The 24,988-nt window shown below is 64.0% G+C and carries 16 protein-coding genes; 13 read left to right on the plus strand and 3 right to left on the minus strand.

The features are described 5' to 3' along the window. Positions 1–3: 3 nt before the first annotated feature. The 5 genes from H7687_RS11200 to H7687_RS11220 all read left to right on the plus strand — a co-directional run bounded on the left by H7687_RS11200 (position 4) and on the right by H7687_RS11220 (position 11,551). Complete coding sequence (locus H7687_RS11200) at positions 4–4,401, plus strand: SprB repeat-containing protein (RefSeq protein WP_183347289.1); 4,398 nt, start codon at positions 4–6, stop codon at positions 4,399–4,401. Positions 4,402–4,575: 174 nt separating this feature from the next. Further along, the gene (locus H7687_RS11205) at positions 4,576–5,964 is read left to right on the plus strand and encodes a contractile injection system tape measure protein (protein ID WP_183347291.1); all 1,389 of its coding nucleotides are present in this window, start codon (positions 4,576–4,578) and stop codon (positions 5,962–5,964) included. A 10-nt stretch (positions 5,965–5,974) separates the two neighbouring features. Then, complete coding sequence (locus tag H7687_RS11210; RefSeq protein WP_183347293.1) at positions 5,975–9,586, plus strand: eCIS core domain-containing protein; 3,612 nt, start codon at positions 5,975–5,977, stop codon at positions 9,584–9,586. Then, entirely contained in the window at positions 9,583–10,212 is a 630-nt protein-coding gene (locus tag H7687_RS11215) for a hypothetical protein (RefSeq protein WP_183347295.1), read from the plus strand. Before H7687_RS11210 ends, H7687_RS11215 begins: the two co-directional genes overlap by 4 nt. Beyond that, entirely contained in the window at positions 10,199–11,551 is a 1,353-nt protein-coding gene (locus H7687_RS11220) for an ATP-binding protein (protein WP_183347297.1), read from the plus strand. The genes H7687_RS11215 and H7687_RS11220 overlap by 14 nt, the downstream gene beginning before the upstream one ends. A 166-nt stretch (positions 11,552–11,717) precedes the next feature. Here H7687_RS11220 and H7687_RS11225 read toward each other — a convergent pair whose 3' ends face one another. After that, positions 11,718–12,224, minus strand: a complete 507-nt coding sequence (locus H7687_RS11225; RefSeq protein ID WP_198424631.1) for a hypothetical protein — start codon at positions 12,222–12,224, stop codon at positions 11,718–11,720. Positions 12,225–12,773: 549 nt separating this feature from the next. Here H7687_RS11225 and H7687_RS11230 point away from each other — a divergent pair. From H7687_RS11230 to H7687_RS11265, 8 genes are all read left to right on the plus strand, one after another. Continuing rightward, positions 12,774–13,607: a c-type cytochrome gene (locus H7687_RS11230; RefSeq protein WP_183347299.1), complete on the plus strand. Its 834-nt coding sequence runs from the start codon at positions 12,774–12,776 to the stop codon at positions 13,605–13,607. Beyond that, positions 13,607–17,209: a nitrate reductase subunit alpha gene (locus tag H7687_RS11235; RefSeq protein WP_183347300.1), complete on the plus strand. Its 3,603-nt coding sequence runs from the start codon at positions 13,607–13,609 to the stop codon at positions 17,207–17,209. Before H7687_RS11230 ends, H7687_RS11235 begins: the two co-directional genes overlap by 1 nt. A gap of 129 nt (positions 17,210–17,338) precedes the next feature. After that, entirely contained in the window at positions 17,339–18,793 is a 1,455-nt protein-coding gene (narH, locus tag H7687_RS11240) for a nitrate reductase subunit beta (protein WP_183347302.1), read from the plus strand. Continuing rightward, the gene (gene narJ, locus H7687_RS11245; RefSeq protein ID WP_183347304.1) at positions 18,790–19,335 is read left to right on the plus strand and encodes a nitrate reductase molybdenum cofactor assembly chaperone; all 546 of its coding nucleotides are present in this window, start codon (positions 18,790–18,792) and stop codon (positions 19,333–19,335) included. Before narH ends, narJ begins: the two co-directional genes overlap by 4 nt. Beyond that, the gene (locus H7687_RS11250) at positions 19,329–19,994 is read left to right on the plus strand and encodes a respiratory nitrate reductase subunit gamma (RefSeq protein WP_183347306.1); all 666 of its coding nucleotides are present in this window, start codon (positions 19,329–19,331) and stop codon (positions 19,992–19,994) included. The genes narJ and H7687_RS11250 overlap by 7 nt, the downstream gene beginning before the upstream one ends. 169 nt (positions 19,995–20,163) lie before the next feature. Next, positions 20,164–21,549 carry a NarK family nitrate/nitrite MFS transporter gene (locus tag H7687_RS11255; protein WP_183347307.1) on the plus strand — a complete coding sequence of 462 codons (1,386 nt, stop codon included), beginning with the start codon at positions 20,164–20,166 and terminating at the stop codon, positions 21,547–21,549. A 115-nt stretch (positions 21,550–21,664) separates the two neighbouring features. Next, entirely contained in the window at positions 21,665–22,402 is a 738-nt protein-coding gene (locus tag H7687_RS11260; RefSeq protein ID WP_183347309.1) for a sulfite exporter TauE/SafE family protein, read from the plus strand. Positions 22,403–22,672: 270 nt separating this feature from the next. Next, complete coding sequence (locus tag H7687_RS11265) at positions 22,673–23,053, plus strand: endonuclease domain-containing protein (protein ID WP_183347312.1); 381 nt, start codon at positions 22,673–22,675, stop codon at positions 23,051–23,053. A 471-nt stretch (positions 23,054–23,524) separates the two neighbouring features. On the opposite strand, the gene H7687_RS11270 is transcribed toward H7687_RS11265, so the two are convergent. Beyond that, positions 23,525–24,289: an undecaprenyl-diphosphate phosphatase gene (locus H7687_RS11270; RefSeq protein ID WP_183347313.1), complete on the minus strand. Its 765-nt coding sequence runs from the start codon at positions 24,287–24,289 to the stop codon at positions 23,525–23,527. A 259-nt stretch (positions 24,290–24,548) separates the two neighbouring features. Continuing rightward, positions 24,549–24,956 carry a hemerythrin domain-containing protein gene (locus tag H7687_RS11275; RefSeq protein ID WP_183347315.1) on the minus strand — a complete coding sequence of 136 codons (408 nt, stop codon included), beginning with the start codon at positions 24,954–24,956 and terminating at the stop codon, positions 24,549–24,551. Positions 24,957–24,988: the final 32 nt, after the last annotated feature.

Genomic DNA, 24,988 nt, shown 5'->3' on the forward strand with positions numbered 1-24,988 from the left:
GCGATGAAACCTTCACAAGATAACTTCCCGGTTTTCGTAACCAACCAGGTGCTCTCGTCCACCCACTTGAACCAGGTCTTCGACTACCTGGACGAGCAGGAGCGGCTCACGCGCGCCGACCTGATCGGCATCGGCATCGTCTGCGGCCTGGACATCTCGCTGTCCCAGGACCCCGACGGCGGGCTTGCCGTGCTGCTCACCAAGGGGTGCGGGGTCACCTCGCAGGGGTATCTGATCGTGGAGCCGCAGGACGTCGCCCTCACGAGCTACCGGCAGTACCTGCCCCCCAGCGACCTCCCCTATCCCCCCTTCATGAAGGACGACAACCCGTATCCTCTCTGGGAACTGTTCCCCGCCGGGGAGCCCGACACCGCGCCCATCACGACCCCGCAGGGCTTTCTGGCCGACAAGGCGGTGCTCCTGTTCCTGGAACTGAAGAAGGAGGGGCTGCGTAACTGCAGCATGAACAACTGCGACGACAAGGGGAGCGAGGTCACCATCACCGTGCGCCGGTTGCTGATCGGCATCGGCGACCTGAAGGAGATCATCGCCAGGGCCAACGCCATCGAGGACAGCCTGAGCGTGACGGAACTGGCGGAAGCGCTCCTGGAGCGGCTGAACCTCCCCGAGTTGCACCTGCCCCGGGTCGACGTCCCCAACACGGCCCCCGCCACCTCCCAGGACGTCTACCACGCCTTCCATGCCGCCTTCACCTCGGAGAAGCTGGTGCAGCAGGCGCAGACCGCGCTCAACGCAGCCTATGACGCCTTCAAGCCGCTGGTGCAACAGAAGTACCCGGACAACCCCTTTGCCGGGTTCACCGGCCGCTTCGGTTTCCTGGACAACGTGCCGGCCAACACGGTCCAGGTGAAATTCCTGCAGTATTACTACGACCTTTTCGACGACATCGCCCGCGCCCTGCGCGACCTCTCCCGCAAAGGGGCGGAGCTGTTCGCGGTCTGCTGCCCGCCGGAGATGCTCTTCCCGCGCCACCTGATGCTGGGCGCGCTGTTCCCGAACCAGGTCACCAACCCGGAGCTGTACCGGACCCCCTTCTGGCCCTCCCCCGCGCTCTTGGGCGGCGAGGGACGGCTTTTGGAGCTGGAGCAGCTCTTCGCGCGCCTGGTGGAGATGGCGGCGCGCTTCAGCGACGCGCCCCCGCTGCCGCTCTCCGGCTTCTCGCGTCTGCCGGGAGACAGCTCCATCCGTATCACCCCGAGCAGGCTGGGTGACGGACCGCTGGCCGGCAAGGCGATCCCGTACTACTACCTGTTCACCGGCGACCCGCCGCTGTACCGGCTCTGGGACCCGGACAAGACGCGCCGCAACCGGGCCAACCAGAACCTCGGCTACCGGTCCGACTCCTACCAGCCGCCGGCGCCCCCCTTCGTGACCCAGGCGCTGCGCTACGACCTGGAGCCGTACAACTTCCTGCGCGTCGAGGGGCACCTGGGCAAAAACTACCAGGGGGTGATGAGCACCCTTTTGACCCTCAAGTCGCGCTACCGCCTCCCCATCGAGGTGATCGCCCTGCGCACCGGCGCCTTCGACGAAAACGTGACGGTGGACCCGACCAAGGATGACTGCCGCTTCCAGGACCTGGAGGCGCTGTACGAGACGGTCAAGGCGGAGTCCACCTGCTTCATCTGCCTGGAGATACAGTACTTTTACGGGCTACCTTTCGAGTTGCGCTCGAAGATCACCACCCCGGTCAAAGCGCAGCTTCCCCTGCTGGCCCAGTGCGCCCCGGACTTCCTGGTGCAGCCGCAGACGCTGGGTCGCCTGTTCGAGGATTTCCTCGCCAACCAGCCCGGCGGCGCCGTCCCCGAGATCGACCCGAACATCATCATCAACTTCCTGAACAGCCAGAACGTCGGCCAGTCCAACCTGATCATCTTCTACGTGATCATCTACCTGGTGAAGCTCTACGGGGAGTTCACCCCGACCCTGGCGCAGCTGAACTACGCCTCCTTCGAGAAGCGCTACCAGGATCTGGTGCGGGTGACCGAGGCGGTGGAGAAGGAACGGGAGGACGCGGCCGGGACCATCGACGGCACCGTGAACCTCTTGCGCTGGGAGGAACTGGACGACCGGCTGGAGGCGATCCTGTACCAGTGCCGCCTGGACGTGATCAAGGCGCTGGAGGGTGAATACCAGGACCGGCTCCGCGAGGTGAAGCAGAAGCTGTACCTGAGCACCTTCCTGCGCGACCACCCCGGCATCCAGCACAAGGCCGGCGTGCCGCTGGGCGGAACCTTCATCGTGGTCTACCACGAGGCGCCGCCGAGGATCTTCAGTCCCGGCCGCGGCATCGACCTGGGGGGGCTGCGCAACCGGTTCAACGTTGATAGCCGCATCGGCACCGGCCGCGTCACCACCATGACCTCACCGTCCGGCGCCACGTCGCTTTGCGCCGAGGTGGAACCGGCCGCCATGATGGACGCCTTCGACCGCATCGGCTCCCGTCCCGAGCTGGCCGCGGACCCTGATATCCGCCTGGTGCTGGGCGCCTTCACCGGGCGGGTGCCCGATCTGGGCGCGGTCCGGCCTCCGCGGCCGGTGGCTGGCGACATCATCGAACAGGCGGTGGGCGAGCTTGCCGACGGCACGGTCATCGCCGACTTCTACCTCCCCTACCTCTGCTGTTCCGACTGTGCGCCGGTGCAGTTCGTGCTGCCGACGCCGCCTTTAGGCTTCACACTGAAGATCGGCTGCACCAACGCCAACAACCAGGCCGAAGTGACGGTCACCCCGGAAGGAGGCGTCGCCCCCTACAGCGTCAAGGTGGACCAGCAGGATTTCCAGCCCCTGGATGGCGTGCTGGCGCTGGCCGCAGGGAGTCACACCCTGTCGCTGCGGGACCAGGAGGCGACCGTGTCGGCGCCGCAGACCATCGAGATCCCGCAGCGGCTGGTGCTGGGGGAGCCGAGGTTCGACTGCATCGGCGACACCGGCGAATACGTCGCCCTCTTCTCCATCAGCGGCGGCACCCCGCCCTACACGGCGAACCGCGGCACGGTGAACGGCACCGATTACGCCAGCGGCAATCTCCCGGCCGATACCGACATAGAGATCGACATCACCGATGCCCGCAACTGCAGCGCCTCCGTCACCTTGAGGCATTTTTGCGTGCAGCCGTTGGCCTTCACCGCCAAGCCGGGCTGCACCGGGGCCGACGGCCAGGCTTTCGTCGAGATCACGGCGACCGGCGGCAGCGCCCCGTACCAGGTGCAGGTGGACACCGCGGCGCCGTCACCGCTCAGCGGCCCGGTCAAGCTCGGCGTGGGGGGACACAACGTCAGCGTGCACGATGCCGCCGGTGCCGCCACGGCCTCGCAGACGGTGGTGATCGCGCCGCAACTGGTGCTCAGGGAGACCGATTTCACCTGCGAGGGGAACGCGAACTTCCGCTCCTTCATACGCATCGAGGGTGGCACACCGCCGTTTATGGCCAACAACCAGCCGGTCACCGGCAACTTCTTCAGCACCGATCCCATCCCGAGCGGCAACAGCTTCTCGGTCACGGTCACCGACCACAACAACTGCAGCGCCAGCATCCAGGTGCAGCACAGCTGCGAGCAGGCCTGCGACCTCCCCTGCGGCGGTGAGTCGCGCCGGTGCGCGTACCGGCTCTGGGTGCAGCCCCCGTTCGGCGACGCGCGTTACGAGAGCTACCGCCAGGAGCCCGCGGTCCGGCTGCGTTTCAACGGCAGGGACATAAACCTGCGCACCGACGGGCTGCCGGTAGCGGACGCCGGCCAGTTGAACGGCAACTTCAACGATGCCATCGGCCGCTACGTGAAGGGGCTCAACGAGGTGGTCAACCAGGCGCTGGTGGAACAGGCCGGTGCACTGCAGGGACGCCTCATCCTGGGTTATCAGCCTAGCGACGCCTACCCCTTTGCCGTTCTCTTCATCGAGTATTTCGTCTGCGACAGCTTCAACCTGGAGTTCCGTTACAGCTATGCCCGGCCCAACCCCGCCTTCTCCATGCTGATCCGCTACAGCAACGAACCGGGCCCCACCGGCGCGCCCTTCGACGGCGCCGTTTTCCTGAACCAGCGTCTGAACAAGGAGACCCGGGTGCCGTCGTTCGATTGCAGCGAGCGCAACCAGTGCACCAGGGTGGACTACCACAAGTTGTGCGACGGACCGCAGCCGGAACTGGGCATGGAGGTGGCGCGGGCCGGCGACAACGGTCTCACGTTGCAAGGCAAAGTGGGCAACCTGGAGCCGACCGACGTGGTGGCGTGGGTGTGGGAGTTGCCGCTCGCCAACAGCAGCGAGCCCTTCTACCAGGGCGAGAAGGTGGAGGTGCAGGTGCAGCGCGCGGCCGGGCCGGTGCTGCTGGCAGGCATCACGCGGAAGGGGTGCTTTGGGAGTGCGAAGAAAGACCTTTGAGTACCAAGAAAGATTCTTTAGGTTCCCCCCTCGCCCTCCGGGAGAGGGGCAGGGGTGAGGGCGTTGCAAGTCGCGCCAAAGACGCTAGAACCTCCCTCACCCGCCCTCCGGGCACCCTCCCCCAGAGGGGGAGGGGGTGGACTGGGGGGGTAAGCACCAACTGGAGCCACTGTGATGCGGCATGTGATTCAAAAACAACACCTGCATGTCGACTTCGACGGGCCGGAGGCCGAGGCGGCGGAGTTGCAGCGGCGGCTGCAGCGCTTCTGCCACGACTACCTGCTCCCGGTCATCGAGGTGACTCTGAACGAGCAGGTCCCGCAGGACGAACACCTCTACCTGGAACAGCTGGTCATCGACGCCGGCACCATTCCGCTGGAACGGCTGGAAGCGGACCTGGCCCCGGCCATCCGCAAAGAACTGCAACATTCTCTGGGCGAGGAGCTTGCCGCGCCGCGGGAGAACTCCCGACGCAGGAACAACCTGCAGGCGATGACCGAGGTATTCCTGCACTTCCTGGAACACGGCTCCCTCCCCTGGTGGTGCCAACTCCCCACGGGCAAGGAACTGGAGCAGGTGCTGCTGGAGTGCTGGCTGGGGCAAAACCATGTGGATGCGGTGGTCGTCGCGCTGGAAGATGCCCTGTTCCCGCTTCGAAAGAAGGAGGCCCAAACACGGCTGGTCCTGCAGTTCTCGGAGAGTTTCCGTGCGCTGCTGCTGCCGCTCCTGGCGCCGCAGACCGGCATGCGGATCACTGCGGTGCTGGAAGAGTTGGCGCACATCGCGCTGCCGGAGGCGGTCCTCACCGCAATCCGCAACGGGGTCTGGCGACACGGCTTCGCTGCGGCTGCACACGGCATCAGCGCCACGGAGCATGAGCTCGTGTCACGGGCCTTGCTGGAACTGCCCGTGTCGACCAGGGAAAACGAGGCGGTCATGGCGGCGGTGGAGCGGCACTGGCCCGCCGCGCTGCCAAACGGGAGCATCGCGGCAGCGGCCATCGCTTCGGGCGAGGGTACATCCCGGCAGGATGGGCAATCGCCCCGCAAACAGGACGAGGCGGCACAGGAGGGGATCTACGTCGACAACGGCGGCATCGTCCTCCTGCACCCGTACCTGAAGCAGCTCTTCGAGGGGCTGGAGATCTGCAGGGAGGACCGCATCGTCGAGCCGGAGCGGGGCGTCGCGGTTTTGAACTATCTCGCCTCGGGCGGCCACGACCAGCCGGAATACCGCCTGGCGCTGGACAAGGTGTTATGCGACATCCCGCTCCATACTTCGATCCACCGCAATGTGGAACTAAGCGACCAGGATATCGAGATGTGCGACTACCTGCTGCAGGCACTGATCAAGCACTGGGGGGCACTGGGCAACAGCTCCCCGGACGGGCTGCGCGGCTCCTTCCTGATGCGGCCGGCGAAGCTCACCCTGCGCGGCAACGACGAGTGGTTGCTGCAGGTGGAGAGGAATAGCTACGACATACTGCTGGACCGGCTTCCCTTCAGCATCTCCATGGTGAAACTGCCGTGGATGCCGAAGCTCTTGTGGGTGGAGTGGAACTAGGGGTGCGGCGATGAAATCGTGCGCGGAAAAATCTTCCTCCAGTCCGACCAACGCGGCGCAGCTGTCGAGGCAGCCTTTCGTCGCGCCGACGCTGCAAAGAAAGCTTACGGTCAGCAAGCCGGGCGACAGGATGGAACAGGAGGCGGACCGGAGCGCCGACCGGGTCATGCGCATGGCGGAACCGGCAGGAGCTGGGCCGGAGCGGTTGGACAGACAGCAGGAACAGTTACCGCGACAGCAGGAGCAACTGAACAGGCAGCAGGAGCAGTTGCCCAGGCAGGCGAACGAGGAGAAGCTGCAGCGGCAGGGCAACGAAAAACTCGAACGCCAAGAGGAGCGGCTGCAGAGGGAAGCAAAAAGCGACGAGCAACTGGGCCGGCAGGCAAAGCCTGGGCCAGACGGTACAGGGGAAGAAAAGCTGGCCCGCGCGGACTCAGGCCCGGCACCGGCCGTCAGCGATTCGGTGCAGTCGGCGGTCAAGGAGAGCACCTCGGGAGGGCAACCGCTGGCAGGGTCGGTCCGGGACTTCATGGAGCCGCGTTTCGGGAGCGATTTCAGCGGAGTCCGGGTGCATAACGACGACCGCGCCGCCGGTCTCTCTGAAGATCTGTCGGCACGTGCCTTCACCTATGGCAACCACGTCTTTTTCGCCCGCGACGCCTACCAGCCCCAGACCAGCGAAGGTAAGAGGCTGATCGCCCACGAACTGGCCCACACGGAGCAGCAAGGCGCTGCTGTCGCCCGGCAGGGAAACCCGCACCGGGACAGGGAGCAGCAAGGCCCCGCCGTCATGAGGGCAACAGCCCCTGCCACGGCAGCGGCCAAGGGAGCGCCTCCTGCCGCGGAAGGGCCGGTCAGTTCGGAACTGGTCGATCTATCCTCAGCCGTTTTCGCACCGTCGGAGAAGGTTAAAGGAGAGATCGAGGCGGCAAAGGGCAAAGGGCTGGAAGTACGGGTGATCGTTAAAGGGCTTACCGGCGAGGGACGGGTCAAAGTCCGGATGGACAGCAAGAAGAACCTGGACTCGATCGGCAAAGGGACCATGCCCCTGCAGAACCCGTGGACCGACCAACTGGGCGGCATGCACGTCAACTTCACCATCCGCAACAACGAGGTGAAGGACGGCTACGCCTCGCTCACCCCCAAGGGAGGCAACACCAACGACTGGCTGCGGGCACTGCAGAAGAACTCGGAACTGCTGGGCGGCCTGGGCCTCAAGGTGGAGAAACTCCCCAAGCCCATCAACAGCTTCGAGTCCGGGAAACTCACCTTGGGAGTCGAGGGGCTCAAGGTGGAGATCGGCGGTTTCCTGGACGCGAGCGTGAATCTCAGCGTCGAGAACGTGAGCAAGCCGAAGATCGACGCCAGCGCCACCGTGGACGTAAAGGGGATAGTGAAGGGGGAACTGAAGCTCGACAACACCAAGGGATCCCTTGCCGGGCAGCTCACCCTCGCGGTGAACCACAAGTCGTTCAGCGGTATGGCGACGGTCATTTACAAGCCGGACGGCACCGTCGACATCGGCGGCAAGGCGGGCTACAACGCCGACAAACTCTCCGGCGAGGTGGCCTTCGTCGCCACCGACATGGATTCGGCCAACAGGTTCGCCAAGGATGCCATCGCCGCGGCGGGGGGGAAGGAGAACATCGAGGCGACCGGCCCTCCCCCGCCGGTGCCGGCGCCCAAGCCCAACAACAAGACGCGCGCCATCGCCGCCACCGGGCAGCTGCAGTTCCACCTGACCCAATGGTTCGCAGGGACGGTGTGGGTGGTGGTCGACGGCCGCGGGCTTCTGACCGTGGTGAGCAAGATCGCGCCGCCCGGGGAGATCCCGCTCTTCCCCCAGAAAAACTTCGACCGGGAGATCGTAAAGTTCGAGGCCAAGGCCTACTACGGCATCCCCGTGGTCGGTAACCTGAACCTGTTCGCCAACATAAGCCTCTGGGCGCTGGCTCGCCTCGGGCCCGCCAAGATCTACAACATCGAGATCCTGGGGACTTATTCGACCGACCCCGAGGTGCAGAAGTTCATCCAGATCTCCGCCTCGTTCAACATCTCGGCCTACGCGGGGCTCAGGTTGCGGGCGGAGGGGGGCGCCGGCGTCGAGATCGCCTCCCACGACCTCAAGTTCGGTATCGGCATCCAGGTGGACGTGGGGCTCAAGGCGTACGCCGACGCACGCCCGACCATCGGCTACCGGGACCCCGGGGTGTTCTACGTCGGCGGCACGCTGGACATCTTGGCGCAGCCGATGCTGGACCTGGGCGGCGACTTCTTCATCGCGCTGGAGACGCCGTGGTGGTCGCCCATTTCCGACCACAGGTGGACCTGGCCGCTGTTCTCCAAGCAGTGGCCCCTTTCCGACCCGGTCGGCATCAGCGCCGTGGTGAAGGAGTACGTGCTCGGCTCCGGGCAGGTGCCGGAGATCGAACTGAAAAAGCCGGAGTTCGATCCCTCCAAGTTCATGACCAGCATGGTGGACGACAACCTGCCGGCCAAGTCCGGCGGCAAGCCAAGCGGCAGCGGCAGCTTCAAGGATGACGGGAGCATCCCGCCCCCCACCATCCCGCCCAAGAAGCCGGCCCCGAAAAAGCCCGAGGCAAAGCCGACCAAGAAGGGAGCGAAGCCTCACGCCGGGACGAAGTCGGCCAAGCCCGATCCCAAGGCGGCCAAGGACCAGGATGTGGCCAAGATGTTCCAGGCGGCGGCCAAGCCGCTGGGGGGACTGCGGTCGGGCGGTCCCTTCACCCGCGCCATGCTGGACGCGGAACTGGGCAAGATCAAGGCTTCCGTAAAAGGGGTGAGCTTCGACATCCAGGCCAAGGGTGACAACTGGATCGTGACCCCTAAGGCGGGGGGCAAGAGCGCCAAGCCGGTCCAGCTGAAAGCGAAGAACATCGACAAGGATGCCAAGGACGGCAAGAAGGACGCACGGACCGAGGCGCAGAAGCAGGCGGACCTGGACGCGGCACTATCGGAGGCGAACAAGCTCCTCGACGACGAGAACAAGGACGCTCCCGAGATCACCGCGGCCCTGGTGGTGATCAAGACGAAGTACAAGCTGACTGCGCTGGAGCTGGTCGAGGCGCCGGCGGACGAGGACGAGGTGTACGACTCGATCCAGGCCAGCGTCAACCCGAAGAAGGCGACACCGAAGAAAAAGCGGCTCAAGAAGCACAAGTCCGCGCTGGTCACCCGCAAAGGGCACAAGTACGTGCTGATCGACGGGTACGACACCAAGGAAGTGATCCGCGACAGCTTCTACGGCAAGAGCTATCGCAAGAAAGTGTACGAGTGGCGTGACGAACAGGTCAACGACCCGAGCAAGCTCAGGCACAGGACCAACCCCAAGCTTTACTGGTGGAAAAACAAGTTCTGGGACAAAACAAAGGATTACGACGAAGCCCCCACGGTGGACCACAAGAAGCAGGCGGTGGTCGATCACTGGAACGACGAGGGCAGGGACACCTATCAGACGGCGCGCAAGGATTACTTCAACGATATCAGCGGTCTGGAGGTGGTGCCGTACAGCCAGAACAGTTCCATGGGGGCAAAGCTTGCCGGCAGCTACAAGAAAACGGTAACCATCAATTTCCGCGGTCCAGGAGAGGGACGAAAATGAGCATGCTATACCTGTGGCACCCGTCCGTGAGCGCAGACGGCACGGTGGTGGACTTCATACTGACCAGGGGCGACTCGGACCAGGTGGGAGGGGGCTCGGAGCGATTCGTAAGCGCCCTCATCGGCGCCCTGGACATAGGCGCCGAACCGTTGAAGTGGGGCATAAAGCCGTACCGCTGCAATTACTACAGCGAGTACTGGGAGGAAGAAGGCTGGGAGTCCAAGTGGGACTTCATCTGGCGGGTAACCATCCATTTCCGGGTGCAGGTTGCCATCCAGCCGCTCAAGCTCGGCTACCTGGGCATCGACGATATCGACGACTACTCCCCGGAGGTCGAGAGCTACAAGTTCGAGCCGTTCTCGTGTCTCGCCGTGGGGGTCTTCGACTCGGAGAACAAGGCCAAGGAGACCGCACGCAAGGTGATCACCGACAAGGAGCTGACGGCGGCGCGAAGGGAGGTGCAGGCAGCCGACCCGGTGGTCCAGGTGGTGCGGGTGACCGATGGCGCCTTCCATTTGAGGGCCGCCCTCGGTTCGGGGGACGATAAATTTTTCCTCGGCGGGTACCCCGAGCTGGTGCTCTCGTTCCTGCAGGCATCAGGAGCCGTGATCCATGCCCAAGCATAGTCCTCACCCACAGCAAAGCGACGACGTGGTCAACCTGGAGTTGGCCCTGGATTGGCTCACCCAACTGGTGACGGGCTACCTGCGCGTGCGGCTGGAGCAGGCCGAAGAGTACCTCCCCCCTCCCCTGGAGTTTTACAGCGAGGACTCCCCCATCGAGCTGTTCATCAAGAGCCAGGACCCCACCCGGGACGAATTCGCCGTCGTGATGATCGCCCTGGCGCCCCACCTGCGCCCGGGGTTCTTCAACAGGATCCTGGGAAGGCTGATCCCGGAAGGTGGGGAGCTCCCCGAGTTCGGCGGCGTGACCGGAGCCGACCACCGCTCCATACTGCCGACCGGCGAGACGGCGCAGTACATCCTGGCCGGGCACGACGTCAGGAAGAGGATCGAGGTGCAACGGTTCTTCTCCAACGACCATTGGTTCGCCAAGAAGCGGATACTCTGGCTGGACCAGGTGCGGCCCGGTGAGCCGCTGATGACCGGCCGGCTCTGCATCGACCCCGAGCTGGTGGAATGGGTCACCCTGGGGACGGTGGGCAGACCCCGCTTCGGCCCGGAGTTCCCGGCCCAGGCGATAGAAACCGAGCTGGAGTGGGACGACCTGGTGCTGCATCCGGAGACCCTGCGCCAGATCCGGGAGATCGAGAACTGGATCACCCACAACCGCACCCTGATCGAGGAATGGGGCATGGGGCGCAAGCTGCAGCGCGGCTACCGCGCGCTCTTCCATGGCCCCCCCGGCACCGGCAAGACCCTCACCGCGACGCTGTTGGGCAAGTACACCGGCAAGGACGTTTTCCGCATCGACCTGTCCCGGGTCATATCGAAATACATCGGCGAAACCGAGAAGAACCTGGCCCTTCTGTTCGAGAAGGCGGAGTTCAAGGACTGGATCCTGTTCTTCGACGAGGCCGACGCCCTCTTCGGCAAGAGGACCGACGTGCGCGACGCGCACGACCGGTACGCGAACCAGGAGGTCTCCTACCTCTTGCAGCGCATCGAGCAGTACCACGGCCTGGTGATCCTGGCCACCAACCAGCGCAGCCATTTGGATCCTGCTTTTGCGCGGCGCTTCCAGAGCATCATCCACTTTCCCATGCCGCGCCCCGAGGAGCGTTACCGGCTCTGGTGCAACGCGTTTCCGTCCCAGGTGGAGATCGCACCGGACATCGACTGGCGGCAGATAGCGGCGCGCTACGAATTGCCCGGCGCCGGGATCATGAACGTGACGCATCACTGCGCGCTGGAGGTGCTGGCGGACCAGACGCGGCGGCTGGAGTTGAAGCGGCTGGAGGCGGCGATTTTGAGGGAGTTTGTCAAGGAGGGGAAGGTTGTGTGAGGGGCGGGGGAGGAGCTGGTCCGACATCCCCTCTCCCTCTGGGAGAGGGCCAGGGTGAGGGAGATGCCATTGGCAACGATGCAGCTGCCAGCAAAGCCCTCACCCGCCCTTCGGGCACCCTCTCCCGGAGGGAGAGGGGACAGATCGGGAAAGCACTGTGCAGCTTTCAAAACCTCCTGCTGTCGTACGCCCAATGCAACAGCGCCTGGCGCTGTCTTCTGCGGCAGGTGAGCACGCCTTCGGGACAATTGTGCCTGATCTGGGCTATGTGGCGGGTCATCGCCTTCCAGCGCTTGATCTGGCGCGCGTCGTCCGGGCACCTGCGCCCCATGTAATAGCGGCAGTACCACTGGAACCAGCCGCGCGGGTCGTCGCTGTAGATCCACCCCTTCTCGCGCCAGTAGGAGAGCGGCTTCGACGCGTTGACCCCGAAGAAGTTGTACTCGGGAACATGCCGTTCGTGACAAAGCCGCGCCTTCTCGAACCACTCCGAGGGGAACTCATCCTGACAGTCGGTCATGTACTTACCACCGAAGACACCCATCTCCAGCATCTCTTTAGGCGTCAGGTCCGGCTTGAACTCCGGATCAAAGTTCCCGCCCACCGGCTCGGTACGGTAATAGACGTACCCCTGCTGCATCATGTCGTTGACGCACACTCTGATCTTTTCCACTGTGACTTGTACTCCCCAGGCAGAACGGTAAGAATATCCGGACCAAATGTACAATGAGCTGAACCACTGTCAAGGCAAGCAATCTGTTGCGGGCGACGCCCCGGTGTGAGAAGGGGATAAGCCAAAGGCGGGCGAAAAATTTTTCGCCCCTACAGTGAACCACGTCCATTCGATCGTTGTAGGGCGAATAATCATTCGCCCCAGCCAATCACTGTGTTCCAATGCCTTAGCGTCCGAACCTTAAGCGGCGCACGGCCTACTCTGGCATCTGCAAGCTCGCCGCCCCTGCGGCGGCATGGTCTCATCAAACGCAACCTACCTCCCCCCACACGCCTGCAAATCCAAAACCCGATGTTATAATGAAGACCGTCTCGCCCAAGGATTCATTAGCGAAGTTCCCATCTCCACTTTTTTGATTTAGGTCAAGAACCTTAACAAACTACTGTTCTAGAGTCTCCTCTATCCGAAGTGTTTACAACATCGCCCTAACCCTGCCACCGACCCGGCTAAAGGGCGTAATGACGCGCCAGAAGCCGAAGGAGAGCCTCCATGCCGCATTCACCGTTCACTCCGATCCGTTTTATTCTCGCAATCTTTCTGATCGCAGCAGTATCCGGCACCGCCTTGGCCGACGGGGGCAAGGAGCTGTTCGACAAGCACTGTGCCTCCTGCCACAGCATCGGCGGCGGCGACGGCGGCGGCCCGGATCTGAAGGGTGTCGGCGCCAAGCGCCCGGCTGAGTGGCTGGTGAAGATCATCACCGACCCCGGCAAACTGACTGCGGAGAAGGACCCGGCCCAGGCGGAACTGGTGAAGAAGTTCGGCTTCGAGATGCCCAACGTCGGGGTGAGCCGTGGCGACGCCGAGAAGATAGTGGCGTTCCTAGGGGGCGGCGGCACTGCGGCTCCGGCTGGCGCTGCGACTGCTGCGTCAGGCAAGGAAGCGGCCGCACCGGCACCGGCAGCGGGAGAGACACCGCAGCCGGCAGAGGTCGTGGTGACCAGGGAACTCCTTGCCACCGGCCGCGACCTCTTCACCGGAAAGCAACGTTTCGCCAAAGGGGGCGCCCCCTGCGTCTCCTGCCACCGCTTCGACTACCCCGGCATCTACGGCGGCGCACTCGCGGCCGACCTCACCAACCTGTACGGCAAGATGGGCGAAACCGGCGTGCGGGGCGTGCTGAAGAGCCTCAGCTTCCCGGTGATGAAGAAGATCTATGCTGATCGTCCCCTGACCGATGAAGAGTCCACGGCGCTCACCGCGCTGTTCAAGGACGCCGCCGCCAGAAAGCATGTGGCAAGCGATCCGTATCCCGCCGCTGGGCTCGGCTTCTTCGCCCTGTGCCTTGTCGCGGTGCTGCTGTTCAAGAGGAGAACCAAGTAATGTCACATAACAGGATCAAGGACGACTGTTCGGCGCACAACCGCCAGTGGGAGGAGCTGTACCGGAACCGGGCCCAGTACGACAAGGTGGTGCGCTCCACCCACGGCGTCAACTGCACCGGCGGCTGCAGCTGGATGGTGCACGTGAAGGACGGCATCGTCGGCTGGGAACTGCAGGCCAACGATTACCCGCAGTTCGACGGCACCATCCCGAACCACGAGCCGCGCGGCTGCACCCGCGGCATCAGCTTCTCCTGGTATCTCTACAGCCCGCTGCGCGTGAAACATCCCTACCTGCGCGGCGCGCTCCTGGACCGCTGGAACGAGGCGAAGAAGGTTCACGCCGACCCGGTCGAGGCCTGGGCCAGCATCGTGGAGAATCCCGAGTCACGCGCATCCTACACCGGGCAGCGCGGCATGGGGGGCTTCCGGCGCGGTGACTGGGAGACCGTCACCGAGATCATCGCCGCCTCCAGCATCTACACGGCCAAGAAGCACGGCCCGGACCGGGTGGTCGGCTTCTCCCCTATTCCCGCCATGTCCATGATCAGCTATGCGGCAGGGAGCCGTTTCCTGCAGCTCTTCGGCGGCGTCGCCATGAGCTTCTACGACTGGTACTGCGACCTTCCGCCGGCATCGCCGCAGGTCTGGGGCGAGCAGACCGACGTGAACGAGTCGGCGGACTGGTACAACGCCTCCTACATCGTGCTGTGCGGCTCCAACGTTCCCATGACGCGCACGCCCGACGCCCACTACCTCACCGAGGCTCGCTACCGCGGCACCAAGGTGGTGGTGATGTCGCCGGACTACTCCATGGCGAGCAAGTTCGCCGACGCCTGGCTCCCGGTCGAGCAGGGGCACGACGGCGCCTTCTGGATGGCGCTGAACCACGTGATCCTGAAGGAGTTCTACGCCGAGCGCCAGGTCCCCTTCTTCGAGGAGTACGTCACCAGGTACACGGACTTTCCTTTCCTGGTGGAGCTTACGTCCTCCTCCCCTCTCCCCCTGGGAGAGGGTCAGGGTGAGGGCGTCTGGCGCCAAGGCGAACTGGCACGTGCGGCACGCTTCGAGCGCTCGGCTTCGCTGGAGCACGCGGAGTGGTGCCTGTGTGTCGCCGACAAGAGCGGCGAGGTGCGCGTTCCCAACGGCAGCCTCGGCTCGCGCTGGAGCAAGCAGGAGGGTAACTGGAACCTCGACATGAAGGACGTGGTGGACGGCGCGGAGATCGATCCCGCCCTCACCTTCCTGGGACAGGAGACCCGTAAGGTGCTGTTCCGGTTCGAGGGAGAGCAGGACGCGGTGCGCGAGGTGCCGGTGCGCCGGGTACAGACGGCGGACGGCGAGATCGTGGTCACCACGGTATTCGATCTGCTCATGGCCCAGTTCGGCGTCTCCCGCGGCTTATCCGGCGACTACCCGCGCGGCTACGATTCCGATCTCCCGTTCACGCCGAAGTGGCAGGAGAAACACACCGGCATCGATGCCGAGACGCTGATCAAGATCGCGCGCGAATGGGGCGAGAACGGCGAGCAGAGCCGCGGGCGCAACATGGTCATCATCGGGGCCGGGGTGAACCACTGGTATCACAACGACCTCATCTACCGCGCGGCCATCACGGCACTGATCCTCACCGGGAGCGTGGGCAGAAACGGCGCAGGGCTCGCGCACTACGTCGGCCAGGAAAAGGTGGCGCCGCTCTCCCCCTGGACCTCCATCGCCATGGCGCAGGACTGGGTCAAGGGAAGCCGTCTGCAGAACACGCCCAGCTTCTGGTACATGCACTCGGACCAGTGGCGCTACGACCGCAACTTCGTGGACTACTTCAAGCCGGAAACCGGCGACAGGATGCCCATGCACGCGGCCGACTTCAACGCCAAGGCGGTCCGGCTGGGATGGCTCCCCTTCGCGCCGCACTTCGACGCCAACCCGCTGGAGCTCATGAAGCAGGCCAAGAACGAGGGGTGCGGGGATGACGACGCGGTCCGTTCCTGGCTGGTGGACCGGCTGAAAAGCGGGAAAAACCGCTTCGCCATCGAGGACCCGGACGCTGCCGGCAACTCCCCGAAGGTCTGGTTCATCTGGCGTGGCAACGCCATCTCCGCTTCCGCCAAGGGGCACGAGTTCTTCCTGAAGCACGTGCTCGGCGCCCCCAATGCCAGCGCAACCGCCAAGGAAGTCGCCAAAGGGCAGGTGCAGGACATCGTCTGGCACGACAAGGCGCCCGAGGCGAAGGTGGATCTCGTCGTGGACCTGAACTTCAGGATGGACACCTCGACCCTGTACTCGGACATCGTGCTCCCCGCGGCCACCTGGTACGAGAAGAGCGACCTCAACACCACCGACATGCATTCCTTCGTGAACTGCATGGATGCGGCGGTACCTCCGTCCTGGGAATCGAAATCGGACTGGAAGATCTTCAGCAAGATCGCGAAGAAGGTGAGCGAACTGGCGGCGACCCACCTGCCGGAGCCGGTGAAAGACGTGATTGCCGCGCCGCTGTTGCACGACACACCTGGCGAGATCGCCCAGCGTTCGGTGAAGGACTGGAAGCTCGGGGAATGCGATCCGGTGCCGGGCAAGACCATGCCCAACCTGGCCATTGTCGAGCGCGACTACGTGAACCTCTATAACCGCTTCCTTTCACTGGGCCCCAACATCGGCCACCTCGGTTCCCACGGCAACTATTACGATGCGGACGACGAACACGAGAAGCTGTTGCGGGAACTCCCCAACCGGACCTGGAACGGCAAGAGCTACGTCGACTTGGCCGACGAAAAAGTGGTGGCGGACGCGATCCTGTCGCTGGCGCCGGAGACCAACGGCGAACTGGCGCACCGCGCCTATCAGAACCTGGAGAAGCGGGTGGGTAAGCCGCTGGCGCAGATCTCCGAGGGGGCGCGCGAGATCCGGGTCAAGTGGGAGGACGTGACCCAGAAGCCGCGCCGGGTGATCAGCTCGCCCATCTGGAGCGGCCTTGTCAACGGCGGGCGCCCCTACTCTCCCTACACGCTGAACGTGGAGCACCTGGTCCCCTGGCGCACCCTGTCGGGAAGGCAGTCGCTCTACCTGGACCACCCGTACTACCGCGAGTTCCACGAGGGGCTGCCGACCTTCAAGGGGAAACTGGACCCTGCGCTTTTGGACGAGACCGAGGGCGAAACGGGACTGGTGCTGAACTTCCTGACGCCGCACGGCAAATGGGGCATCCACTCGACCTACTCCGACAACCTGAGGATGCTGACGCTGTCGCGCGGCGGGCAGGCGGTCTGGCTGAATCACCTGGATGCCGCCGGGGCAGGCATCGAGGACAACGAGCAGATCGAGGTCTACAACGCCAACGGCGTCGTGGTCTGCCGCTCCATCGTTTCCTCCAGGATCCCGAGGGGAGCCGCGGTCATGTACCACGCGCCGGAGCGGACGCTGAACATCAAGAAGTCCAAGAAGAGCGGCAAGCGCGGCGGCGTGCACAACAGCCTGTCGCGGATCCGGCTGAAGCCGACCCTGATGCTCGGGGGGTATGCCCAGTTCAGCTACTACTTCAACTACTGGGGCCCAACCGGCGTGAACCGCGACAGTTACGTCGTGGTGAGGAAGCTCAAGTAGGACGCCCCCGTCCCCCTCCCTAACCCTCCCCCTCCGGGGGCGGGGACTGGAACGGAGCCGTACGCTCCCCCCGGAGGGGGGAGGCCGGGAGGGGGGGATTCCTTAAAGCGAGAATTCAAGGAGCCATATATGGATGTAAGAGCTCAGATAGTGATGGTGTTCAACCTGGACAAGTGCATCGGCTGCCACACCTGTTCCATTTCCTGCAAGAACATCTGGACCGACCGCAAGGGCGCCGAGTACATGTGGTGGAACAACGTCGAGACCAAGCCGGGCGTGGGCTATCCCCGGCAATGGGAGGACCAGGAGCGCTTCAAGGGAGGCTGGGTGGTCGACGGCAAGAAGCTGAAGCTGAAGGCGATGGGCAAAGGCCCCACCCTGGCCAACATGTTCTTCCAACCGAACATGCCCAAGATCGAGGACTACTACGAGCCCTTCGACTTCGACTACGGCAACCTCGCCGGCGCCAAGGAGGGGAAGGACCAGCCGGTCGCGGAGGCGTTCTCCCAGATCTCCGGCAAGAAGATCGAGGAGATCCAGGGCGGGCCCAACTGGGACGACGACCTCTCCGGATCCCAGATCTACGCCGCCAAGGACCTGAACCTCAAAGACAAGAAGGTGATCGAGTCCTACGATTCCATGTTCATGCAGTACCTGCCGCGCATCTGTAACCACTGCCTCAACCCGGCCTGCGTCGCCTCCTGCCCCTCCCGCGCCCTCTACAAACGGGGCGAGGACGGCATCGTGCTGGTGGACCAGGAGGTGTGCAAGGGGTGGCGCTTTTGTACCAGCGCCTGCCCGTACAAGAAGGTCTATTTCAACTGGAACACCGGCAAGGCGGAGAAGTGCATCTTCTGCTACCCCCGCGTGGAGACGGGACAGTGCAACGCCTGCGCCCATAGCTGCGTCGGGCGCATCCGCTACGTGGGCGTGCTCCTTTACGACGCGGATGCCGTGGAGGGGGCCGCACTCAAGGGTGATACCGAGCTCGTCGAGGCGCACCGCGATGTCATCCTCGACCCGCGCGACCCGGAAGTGTGCCGGCTGGCACGGGAAAACGGGGTCCCGGAGCAGTGGCTGGAAGCGGCGGTCGCCTCGCCGGTCTACGCGCTGGTGAAGGAGTTCCGGGTCGCGCTGCCGCTGCACCCGGAGTTCCGGACGCTCCCCATGGCGTACTACATCCCGTCCCTTTCGCCGGTCCTCTCCACTTGGGGCGATACCCACAAGCTGCTCGAGCACGGCATGATCCCGGCGCTTCAGACGCTGCGCGTCCCGATAGGCTACCTGGCGAGCCTGCTCTCCGCCGGCAACGAAGGGGTCATCGAAGAGGTGCTGAAGAAGCTGATCGCCCTGAGGGTCCAGATGCGGGCGGAGAACCTGGGGCTGCCGGCGGATCCGGCGCTGCTCCAGGAGGCGGGACTGGACGAAGCGGCGGCGAAAAGGCTGTACCGCCTCTTCACGGTAGCGGGCTACAACGAGCGCAACGTCATTCCGCCCCAGCAGCGCGAGGAGGATGATCCGCAACGACGCAAGCAGGAGGCGGGGTTCGGCATCCTCAAGAAGACCAGGGGAGGAAGCAAATGAGCATGCAGCAGAGTTACCACGCCCTGGCGCGGCTGTTTGAATATCCGCAGGAGCGGGAGCAGTTGCTTGCCTCCTACGACGCCCTCTCCTCCTACCTGAGGCGCAGCGGCATCGAGTCGCGCGCCCATCTTTTCGGGGAGATGCTGGAAAACTGCACTCTCGCCGAACTTCAAGAAGATTACGTGGCCCGCTTCGATTTCAACCCGGCGGCGGCCCCGTACCTTGGGCACCACCTGTACGGGGACAACCAGAAGAAGGGTGGCTACATGATCCAGGTAAAGCAGGAGTACGGCAGGCACGACTTCGATGCGCCGGGGGACGAACTCCCTGACCACCTGGGCGTGCTGCTCGCCTTCCTGGCCCACCTCGCGCGCCGCGGTGAAGACGGCTTCCGCCGCGAGTTCATCGAGAAACTGGTTCTGCCGGGGATCAACAAGCTGCTTGGCTCTTCGATCGAGCGCGACCCGTCCCCGTGGCTCACCCTGGTCGAGGCGGCCGAGCTTTTGTGCAGCGCGGACTGCCGTGAGGAGGCAACATGCTGAACTCTTTGATCTTCATCGCCCTGCCCTACGCGGCCCTGGCGCTGCTGCTCCTGGTTACCCCGTACCGTTTTTTGAGCAACCGGCTGACCTGGTCCGCTTACTCGACGCAATTCCTGGAGCGTAAGGTGCTCTACTGGGGGATCAACCCGTGGCACTACGGCATCCTTCCCATCCTGCTGGCCCACGTGCTCGGCTTCGCCTTTCCCGGCCTCTTCAAGCGGTTCCTGGGCAATCCGGAGACCCTGGTGGGCGTGGAAAGCGTGCTGTTCGGGCTGGGAGCCTTCGCCGTGCTGGGGGTGCTGCTCCTTTTGCTGCGCAGGGTGAACTCGGGGATGCTGAAGCGGGTGACCTTCAGTTCCGATTGGCTGATCCTGTACCTCTTGCTGTTCCAGGCCGGCACCGGGATCTACATCGGCTACTTCATGCGCTGGGGGTCGCAGTGGTACCTGCACACGGCGGTGCCCTACCTCTGGTCCATCGTGTCGTTCCAGCCGCAGATAGAGTACGTGGCCGACCTCCCGCTGGTGTTCAAGCTGCACGCCGCCTGCGCTTTCCTGATCGTGGCCGTGCTCCCCTTCACCAAGCTGGTGCACATGCTCTACCTGCCGGTCGATTTTCTGAAGGACCCGCCGCTTCTGTACCGGTGGCGGTCGAAGTAATGTGCAGTGAGCCGCCCTCACCCCTGCCCCTCTCCCGGAGGGCGAGGGGGTGGACGGGTGCGAGTGGAGGGGACGCATGGGCGCTTTAGGTCCCCTCTCCCCCTGGGAGAGGGGGTGTCAGTTGGCAGCATGGACGGATATGGGCATTTGAAAATTTATGGAGGGGATGATGTCTTCACGAGTACTGACGGTTTGGACCCCGGAAGATGCGCACTTTTGGGAGGAGCAGGGTAAGGCGGTCGCCTACCGAAACCTATGGATCTCGATCCCCGCCCTCTTCCTATCCTTCGCGGTCTGGATGGTGTGGAGTGTGGTCGTGGTGAACCTGCAGTCGATCGGCTTCTCCTTCGACGCGGACAAGCTGTTCTGGCTGGCCGCGCTGCCCGGCCTCTCCGGGGCGACCCTGCGCATCTTCTATTCCTTCATGGTCCCCATCTTCGGCGGCAGAACCTGGACTACCATCAGTACGGCCTCCCTGTTGATCCCGGCGGTCGGCATCGGCTTCGCGGTACGGGACCCCGGCACGAGCTACAGCACGATGCTGCTGCTGGCATTTCTGTGCGGCCTGGGCGGAGGCAACTTCGCCTCCAGCATGTCCAACATCAGCTTCTTCTTCCCGAAGGCCCTCAAGGGAACCGCCCTCGGCCTGAACGCGGGCCTTGGCAACCTCGGCGTCAGCGCCATGCAGTTCCTGGTGCCGCTGGTGATCACCGGGGGCATGTTCGGCGCCCTGTGCGGCGCTCCCCAGGTCTGCGTCGTCAAGGGGGTCTCCACCTCGGTCTGGATGCAGAACGCCGGCTTCGTCTGGGTCCCCTTCATCGTCCTATCCACCCTGGCCGCCTGGTTCGGCATGAATGACATTGCCGATGCCAAGGCCTCCTTCAAGGAGCAGTCGGTCATCTTCAAGCGCAAGCACAACTGGATCATGTGCTGGCTCTACCTCGGCACCTTCGGTTCGTTCATCGGCTATTCCGCGGGGCTGCCGCTCTTGATCAAGTCGCAGTTCCCGGCCATCAACCCGATGCAGTACGCCTTCCTGGGGCCCCTGGTGGGGGCGCTGTGCCGGCCTCTTGGCGGCTGGATCGCCGACAAGGTCGGGGGCGCCCGGGTCACCTTCTGGAATTTTATCGCCATGACGGCGGCAGCCTTCGGGGTGTTGCACTACCTGCCGACCCAGGGGAACTCAGGCAGCTTCTGGGGCTTTCTGGCCATGTTCATCGTCATGTTTGTCACCACCGGCATCGGCAACGGGTCGACCTTCCGGATGATCCCGGTGATCTTCCTGACCGAGCGCCAGCGTGCGGCGGGCGACGTGCGGCGCGAGGCCCAGGCGAGGGCGGCGGCAGAGGCGGGAAAGGAAGCCGCGGCCGTGCTCGGCTTCTGCTCCGCGTTCGCAGCCTACGGCGCCTTCTTCATCCCCAAGGCGTTCGGGACCTCCATCGCCCATACCGGCGGCCCCCAAGCGGCCCTGTACGGCTTCCTCGCCTTCTATCTGAGCTGTATCGCGCTCACTTGGTACTGGTATTCGCGCAGGAATGCAGAGATGCCCTGCTAGAGATGGCAGGCGGGACAGCGCCGGGAAATTGTGGTATCTTCTCCCGGTGCCGAAAGGGCAAGTTTGCGGCAATACTGAAGGTCCGGTGGGGACAGCCGGGCCGCCAGAGGGTCACATGATACTGGAACTGCTGATACCGATGTTGTTGTGCACCCTGCTGGTCGCGGTCCTCTACTCCTGCGTCGGGCACGGCGGCGCGTCGGGGTACATCGCGGTGCTGGCGCTCTTCAGCGTGGCGCCGGAGGTGTTCAAGCCCACGGCGCTCACCCTGAATCTCCTGGTGGCAGGCATCGCCACCTTTTCCTTTGCCCGTGCCGGGCATTTCTCGTGGCGCCTGTTCTGGCCTTTTGCCGTAACCTCGATCCCCTTCAGCTTCCTGGGGGGCTACCTCACCCTCCCCTCGCACATCTACCGGCCATTGGTCGGCATGGTGCTGCTCCTCTCCGCATCGCGCCTGCTGCTGCAGAAAGACCAGGCTCCCGGGCACACGACTCCCCCTGCCACCGCCACCGCCATGGTGATCGGGGCGGCCTTGGGGCTTTTGTCCGGCCTCACCGGCGTCGGGGGCGGCATCTTCCTGAGCCCGCTCTTGTTGCTGTGCAGGTGGGGTGAGCCGAGGGAGGTCTCGGCGGTGGCCGCGCTCTTCATCCTGGTCAACTCAGGAGCGGGACTGCTGGGGCATCTGAGCGGGGTGCAGGCGATTCCGACTTACGCTCCGCTCATGGCCGGGACTGCCCTCTTGGGGGGGGTCATCGGGTCACTGTTAGGTAGCCGTCACCTCCGCGTCCCCACCATCATGCGCGTCCTTTCCCTCGTCCTCGCCCTCGCCGGGTTCAAGCTGCTGCTGGTGTAGTGTGAGCCCTCACCCCCGCCCCTCTCCCGGAGGGCGAGGGGGTGGACCCATGACCGCTCTAGGTTCCCTCTCCCTCTGGGAGAGGGTGGCCGGAGGCCGGGTGAGGGGTGTTGCCACCTGGCACCATGTCGCCTCACTGCAAGGCCCTCACCCCTGCCCCTCTCCCGGAGGGCGAGGGGTGGACACCAGAGCACATAACAGAGCAACTAAATTCTTCAGCCGGATTCACTGGACTCCCTCTCCCTATGGGAGAGGGCTGGGGTGAGGGCGATGCCACAGACGACCCATTTGAAACTTCCGGAAAGGCTGCGTGATTTCGCCCGCTCCCTTAGAGGTAAGCAGACTGATGCGGAAAGCCTGCTTTGGCTGCTGCTGAGAAACAGGCGAATGGGGTTCAAGTTTCGCAGACAGCACCCAGTCGCCGGATACATCCTCGATTTTTATTGCCACGAGGCAGGCCTGTGCATAGAGCTCGATGGTGGTCAACACAACGAATCCAGATCAGTTGCAAAAGACGAGCTGAGGACAGAAAAACTGAGGATGTTGGGAATTCAGGTGCTGAGGTTCTGGGACGATGAAGTGCTAAGAGATGTGGAGGTCGTGCTTGAAAGGATTTACCTGGAGTTAGTGAAGGACGTGCGAGGCAAGTGAGCCCTCACCCCCGCCCCTCTCCCGGAGGGCGAGGGGGTGGACGCATGGCGCTTGAGGTTCCCTCTCCCGGAGGGCGAGGGTGGCCGGAGGCCGGGTGAGGGATGCTGCCACCTGGCACCATGTCGCCTCACTGCAAGGCCCTCACCCCTGCCCCTCTCCCGGAGGGCGAGGGGGGGGACCCATGACCGCTCTAGGTTCCCTCTCCCTCTGGGAGAGGGTGGCCGGAGGCCGGGTGAGGGGTGTTGCCACCTGGCACCATGTTGCCTCACTGCAAGGCCCTCACCCCTGCCCCTCTCCCGGAGGGCGAGGGGGTGGACGCATGGCGCTTGAGGTTCCCTCTCCCGGAGGGCGAGGGTGGCCGGAGGCCGGGTGAGGGGTGTTGCCACCTGGCACCATGTCGCCTCACTGCAAGGCCCTCACCCCTGCCCCTCTCCCGGAGGGCGAGGGGGTGGACAGCCAGACGGGACAGTCCTAAAAGAGGAAAACCAGGAAGATCACACCCACCACGATGCGGTAGATGCCGAAGGGAACGAAGGTGTGGCTGGTGACGAACTTCAGCAGGGCCTTGATGCCGATGACGCCGAAGATGAACGAGGTGACGAAACCTGCGGCGATGTTATGCCAGTCGGCCATGTGGAAAACCGCATAGTTCTTGTAGACGTCGTAGCAGGTGGCGGCCAGCATGGTGGGAAGCGCCAGCAGGAAGGAAAACTCGGTGGCGTCCTTGCGGTCCAGCCCGAACAGCAGCCCACCCATGATGGTGGCGCCGGAACGCGAGACGCCGGGGACCATGGAGAGACACTGTACCAGACCGATGGAGAATGCCTGCTTGTAGCTGATCTCATCGAGGGTGTGGGTGGTTGCCGGCCGGTCCTTCATCCACATCTCGATGACGATGAAGGCAACGCCGCCGGCAATCAGCATGTAACTCACCAGCGAGGGCTGGAAGAACGACTTCACCAGCTTGTAGAGCAAAAACCCGATGGTTCCGGTGGGGAGGAAGGCGAAGCAGACTTTCTTGATCAGGTCGGGACGGGCGAACAGCTGCTTGCGGTACACCTCGACCACGGCCAGCATCGCCCCCAACTGGATCACCACCTCGAAGACCTTGTGCGCTTCGGACTGCTGCAGCTTCAAAAGCGCCGACGCGAGGATGAGATGCCCGGTGGAAGAAACGGGAAGAAACTCGCTCAACCCCTCCACGATACCCAGTATTACCGCCTCGAAAATGCCCACGAACTCACTCCTTGCCACTGCGCTGGTTTAAGCGAGCTAACATACCCGATCAAGGCAGCGTTGTAAAGCCGAACCGATGGCGGAAAGGTTGTTGTCGAAGGGGAGGCAGTTAGGGGTATTGGGGTAGGTGCCACAGTTGCAGTCATGGCAGGGTCACCCCCCCTGCCCCCTCCCGCCTTCGCGGGACGAAGCGCTACGGCGCGCAGGCCCGTCAAGGGGGGGGAGAGCTGGAAACCGGACAACGCTGGGGTCGGATCGGTCAGTGCTGCAGTTTCTCGTACGCGGCGTAGAGGGTGTTCTCCTCGCTGCGCAGCCTCCTGGAGATGGTGGCGAACAGCCGGCCCAACGCCTTGGCGAACTCGATGTCGATCACCGCATCGTCCGCGGAGAACTTCCTGAAAAAGGCCACGGCGTTGCCGGAGATCTCTTCCATGTCCTGGGCGTAGAAATCCACGGTGCGCTTCAGTGCCTGGTCCGCCTGCGCGGCCTTGTTCAGCACCGGGTACAGTTGCGCGTCTTCCTTGCGCAGATGCGCGAGCAGCGTCGACTGCGCCGCCAGGAGGAGCCTGTGCGCCTCCTTGTTGGTGATGCTGGTATCCTTGACGCGGTTGAGCATATCCTCGATTGCCACGTGGTCCCGTTTCAACTCATCTATCAACCTTGCCATGTGCCACCTCTCCTACTCGGTTTGTTTGTGGT

The sequence above is a fragment of the Geomonas paludis genome (assembly GCF_014193585.1).
Lineage (GTDB): Bacteria > Desulfobacterota > Desulfuromonadia > Geobacterales > Geobacteraceae > Geomonas > Geomonas paludis.

What these genes read in the sequence shown, in the direction of transcription:
- H7687_RS11200 (WP_183347289.1), top strand. Translation starts at nt 4, where the DNA reads ATGAAACCTTCACAAGATAACTTCCCGGTTTTCGTAACCAACCAGGTG.
- H7687_RS11205 (WP_183347291.1), top strand. Translation starts at nt 4,576, where the DNA reads ATGCGGCATGTGATTCAAAAACAACACCTGCATGTCGACTTCGACGGG.
- H7687_RS11210 (WP_183347293.1), top strand. Translation starts at nt 5,975, where the DNA reads ATGAAATCGTGCGCGGAAAAATCTTCCTCCAGTCCGACCAACGCGGCG.
- H7687_RS11215 (WP_183347295.1), top strand. Translation starts at nt 9,583, where the DNA reads ATGAGCATGCTATACCTGTGGCACCCGTCCGTGAGCGCAGACGGCACG.
- H7687_RS11220 (WP_183347297.1), top strand. Translation starts at nt 10,199, where the DNA reads ATGCCCAAGCATAGTCCTCACCCACAGCAAAGCGACGACGTGGTCAAC.
- H7687_RS11230 (WP_183347299.1), top strand. Translation starts at nt 12,774, where the DNA reads ATGCCGCATTCACCGTTCACTCCGATCCGTTTTATTCTCGCAATCTTT.
- H7687_RS11235 (WP_183347300.1), top strand. Translation starts at nt 13,607, where the DNA reads ATGTCACATAACAGGATCAAGGACGACTGTTCGGCGCACAACCGCCAG.
- narH (WP_183347302.1), top strand. Translation starts at nt 17,339, where the DNA reads ATGGATGTAAGAGCTCAGATAGTGATGGTGTTCAACCTGGACAAGTGC.
- narJ (WP_183347304.1), top strand. Translation starts at nt 18,790, where the DNA reads ATGAGCATGCAGCAGAGTTACCACGCCCTGGCGCGGCTGTTTGAATAT.
- H7687_RS11250 (WP_183347306.1), top strand. Translation starts at nt 19,329, where the DNA reads ATGCTGAACTCTTTGATCTTCATCGCCCTGCCCTACGCGGCCCTGGCG.
- H7687_RS11255 (WP_183347307.1), top strand. Translation starts at nt 20,164, where the DNA reads ATGTCTTCACGAGTACTGACGGTTTGGACCCCGGAAGATGCGCACTTT.
- H7687_RS11260 (WP_183347309.1), top strand. Translation starts at nt 21,665, where the DNA reads ATGATACTGGAACTGCTGATACCGATGTTGTTGTGCACCCTGCTGGTC.
- H7687_RS11265 (WP_183347312.1), top strand. Translation starts at nt 22,673, where the DNA reads ATGCCACAGACGACCCATTTGAAACTTCCGGAAAGGCTGCGTGATTTC.
- H7687_RS11275 (WP_183347315.1), bottom strand. Translation starts at nt 24,956, where the DNA reads ATGGCAAGGTTGATAGATGAGTTGAAACGGGACCACGTGGCAATCGAG.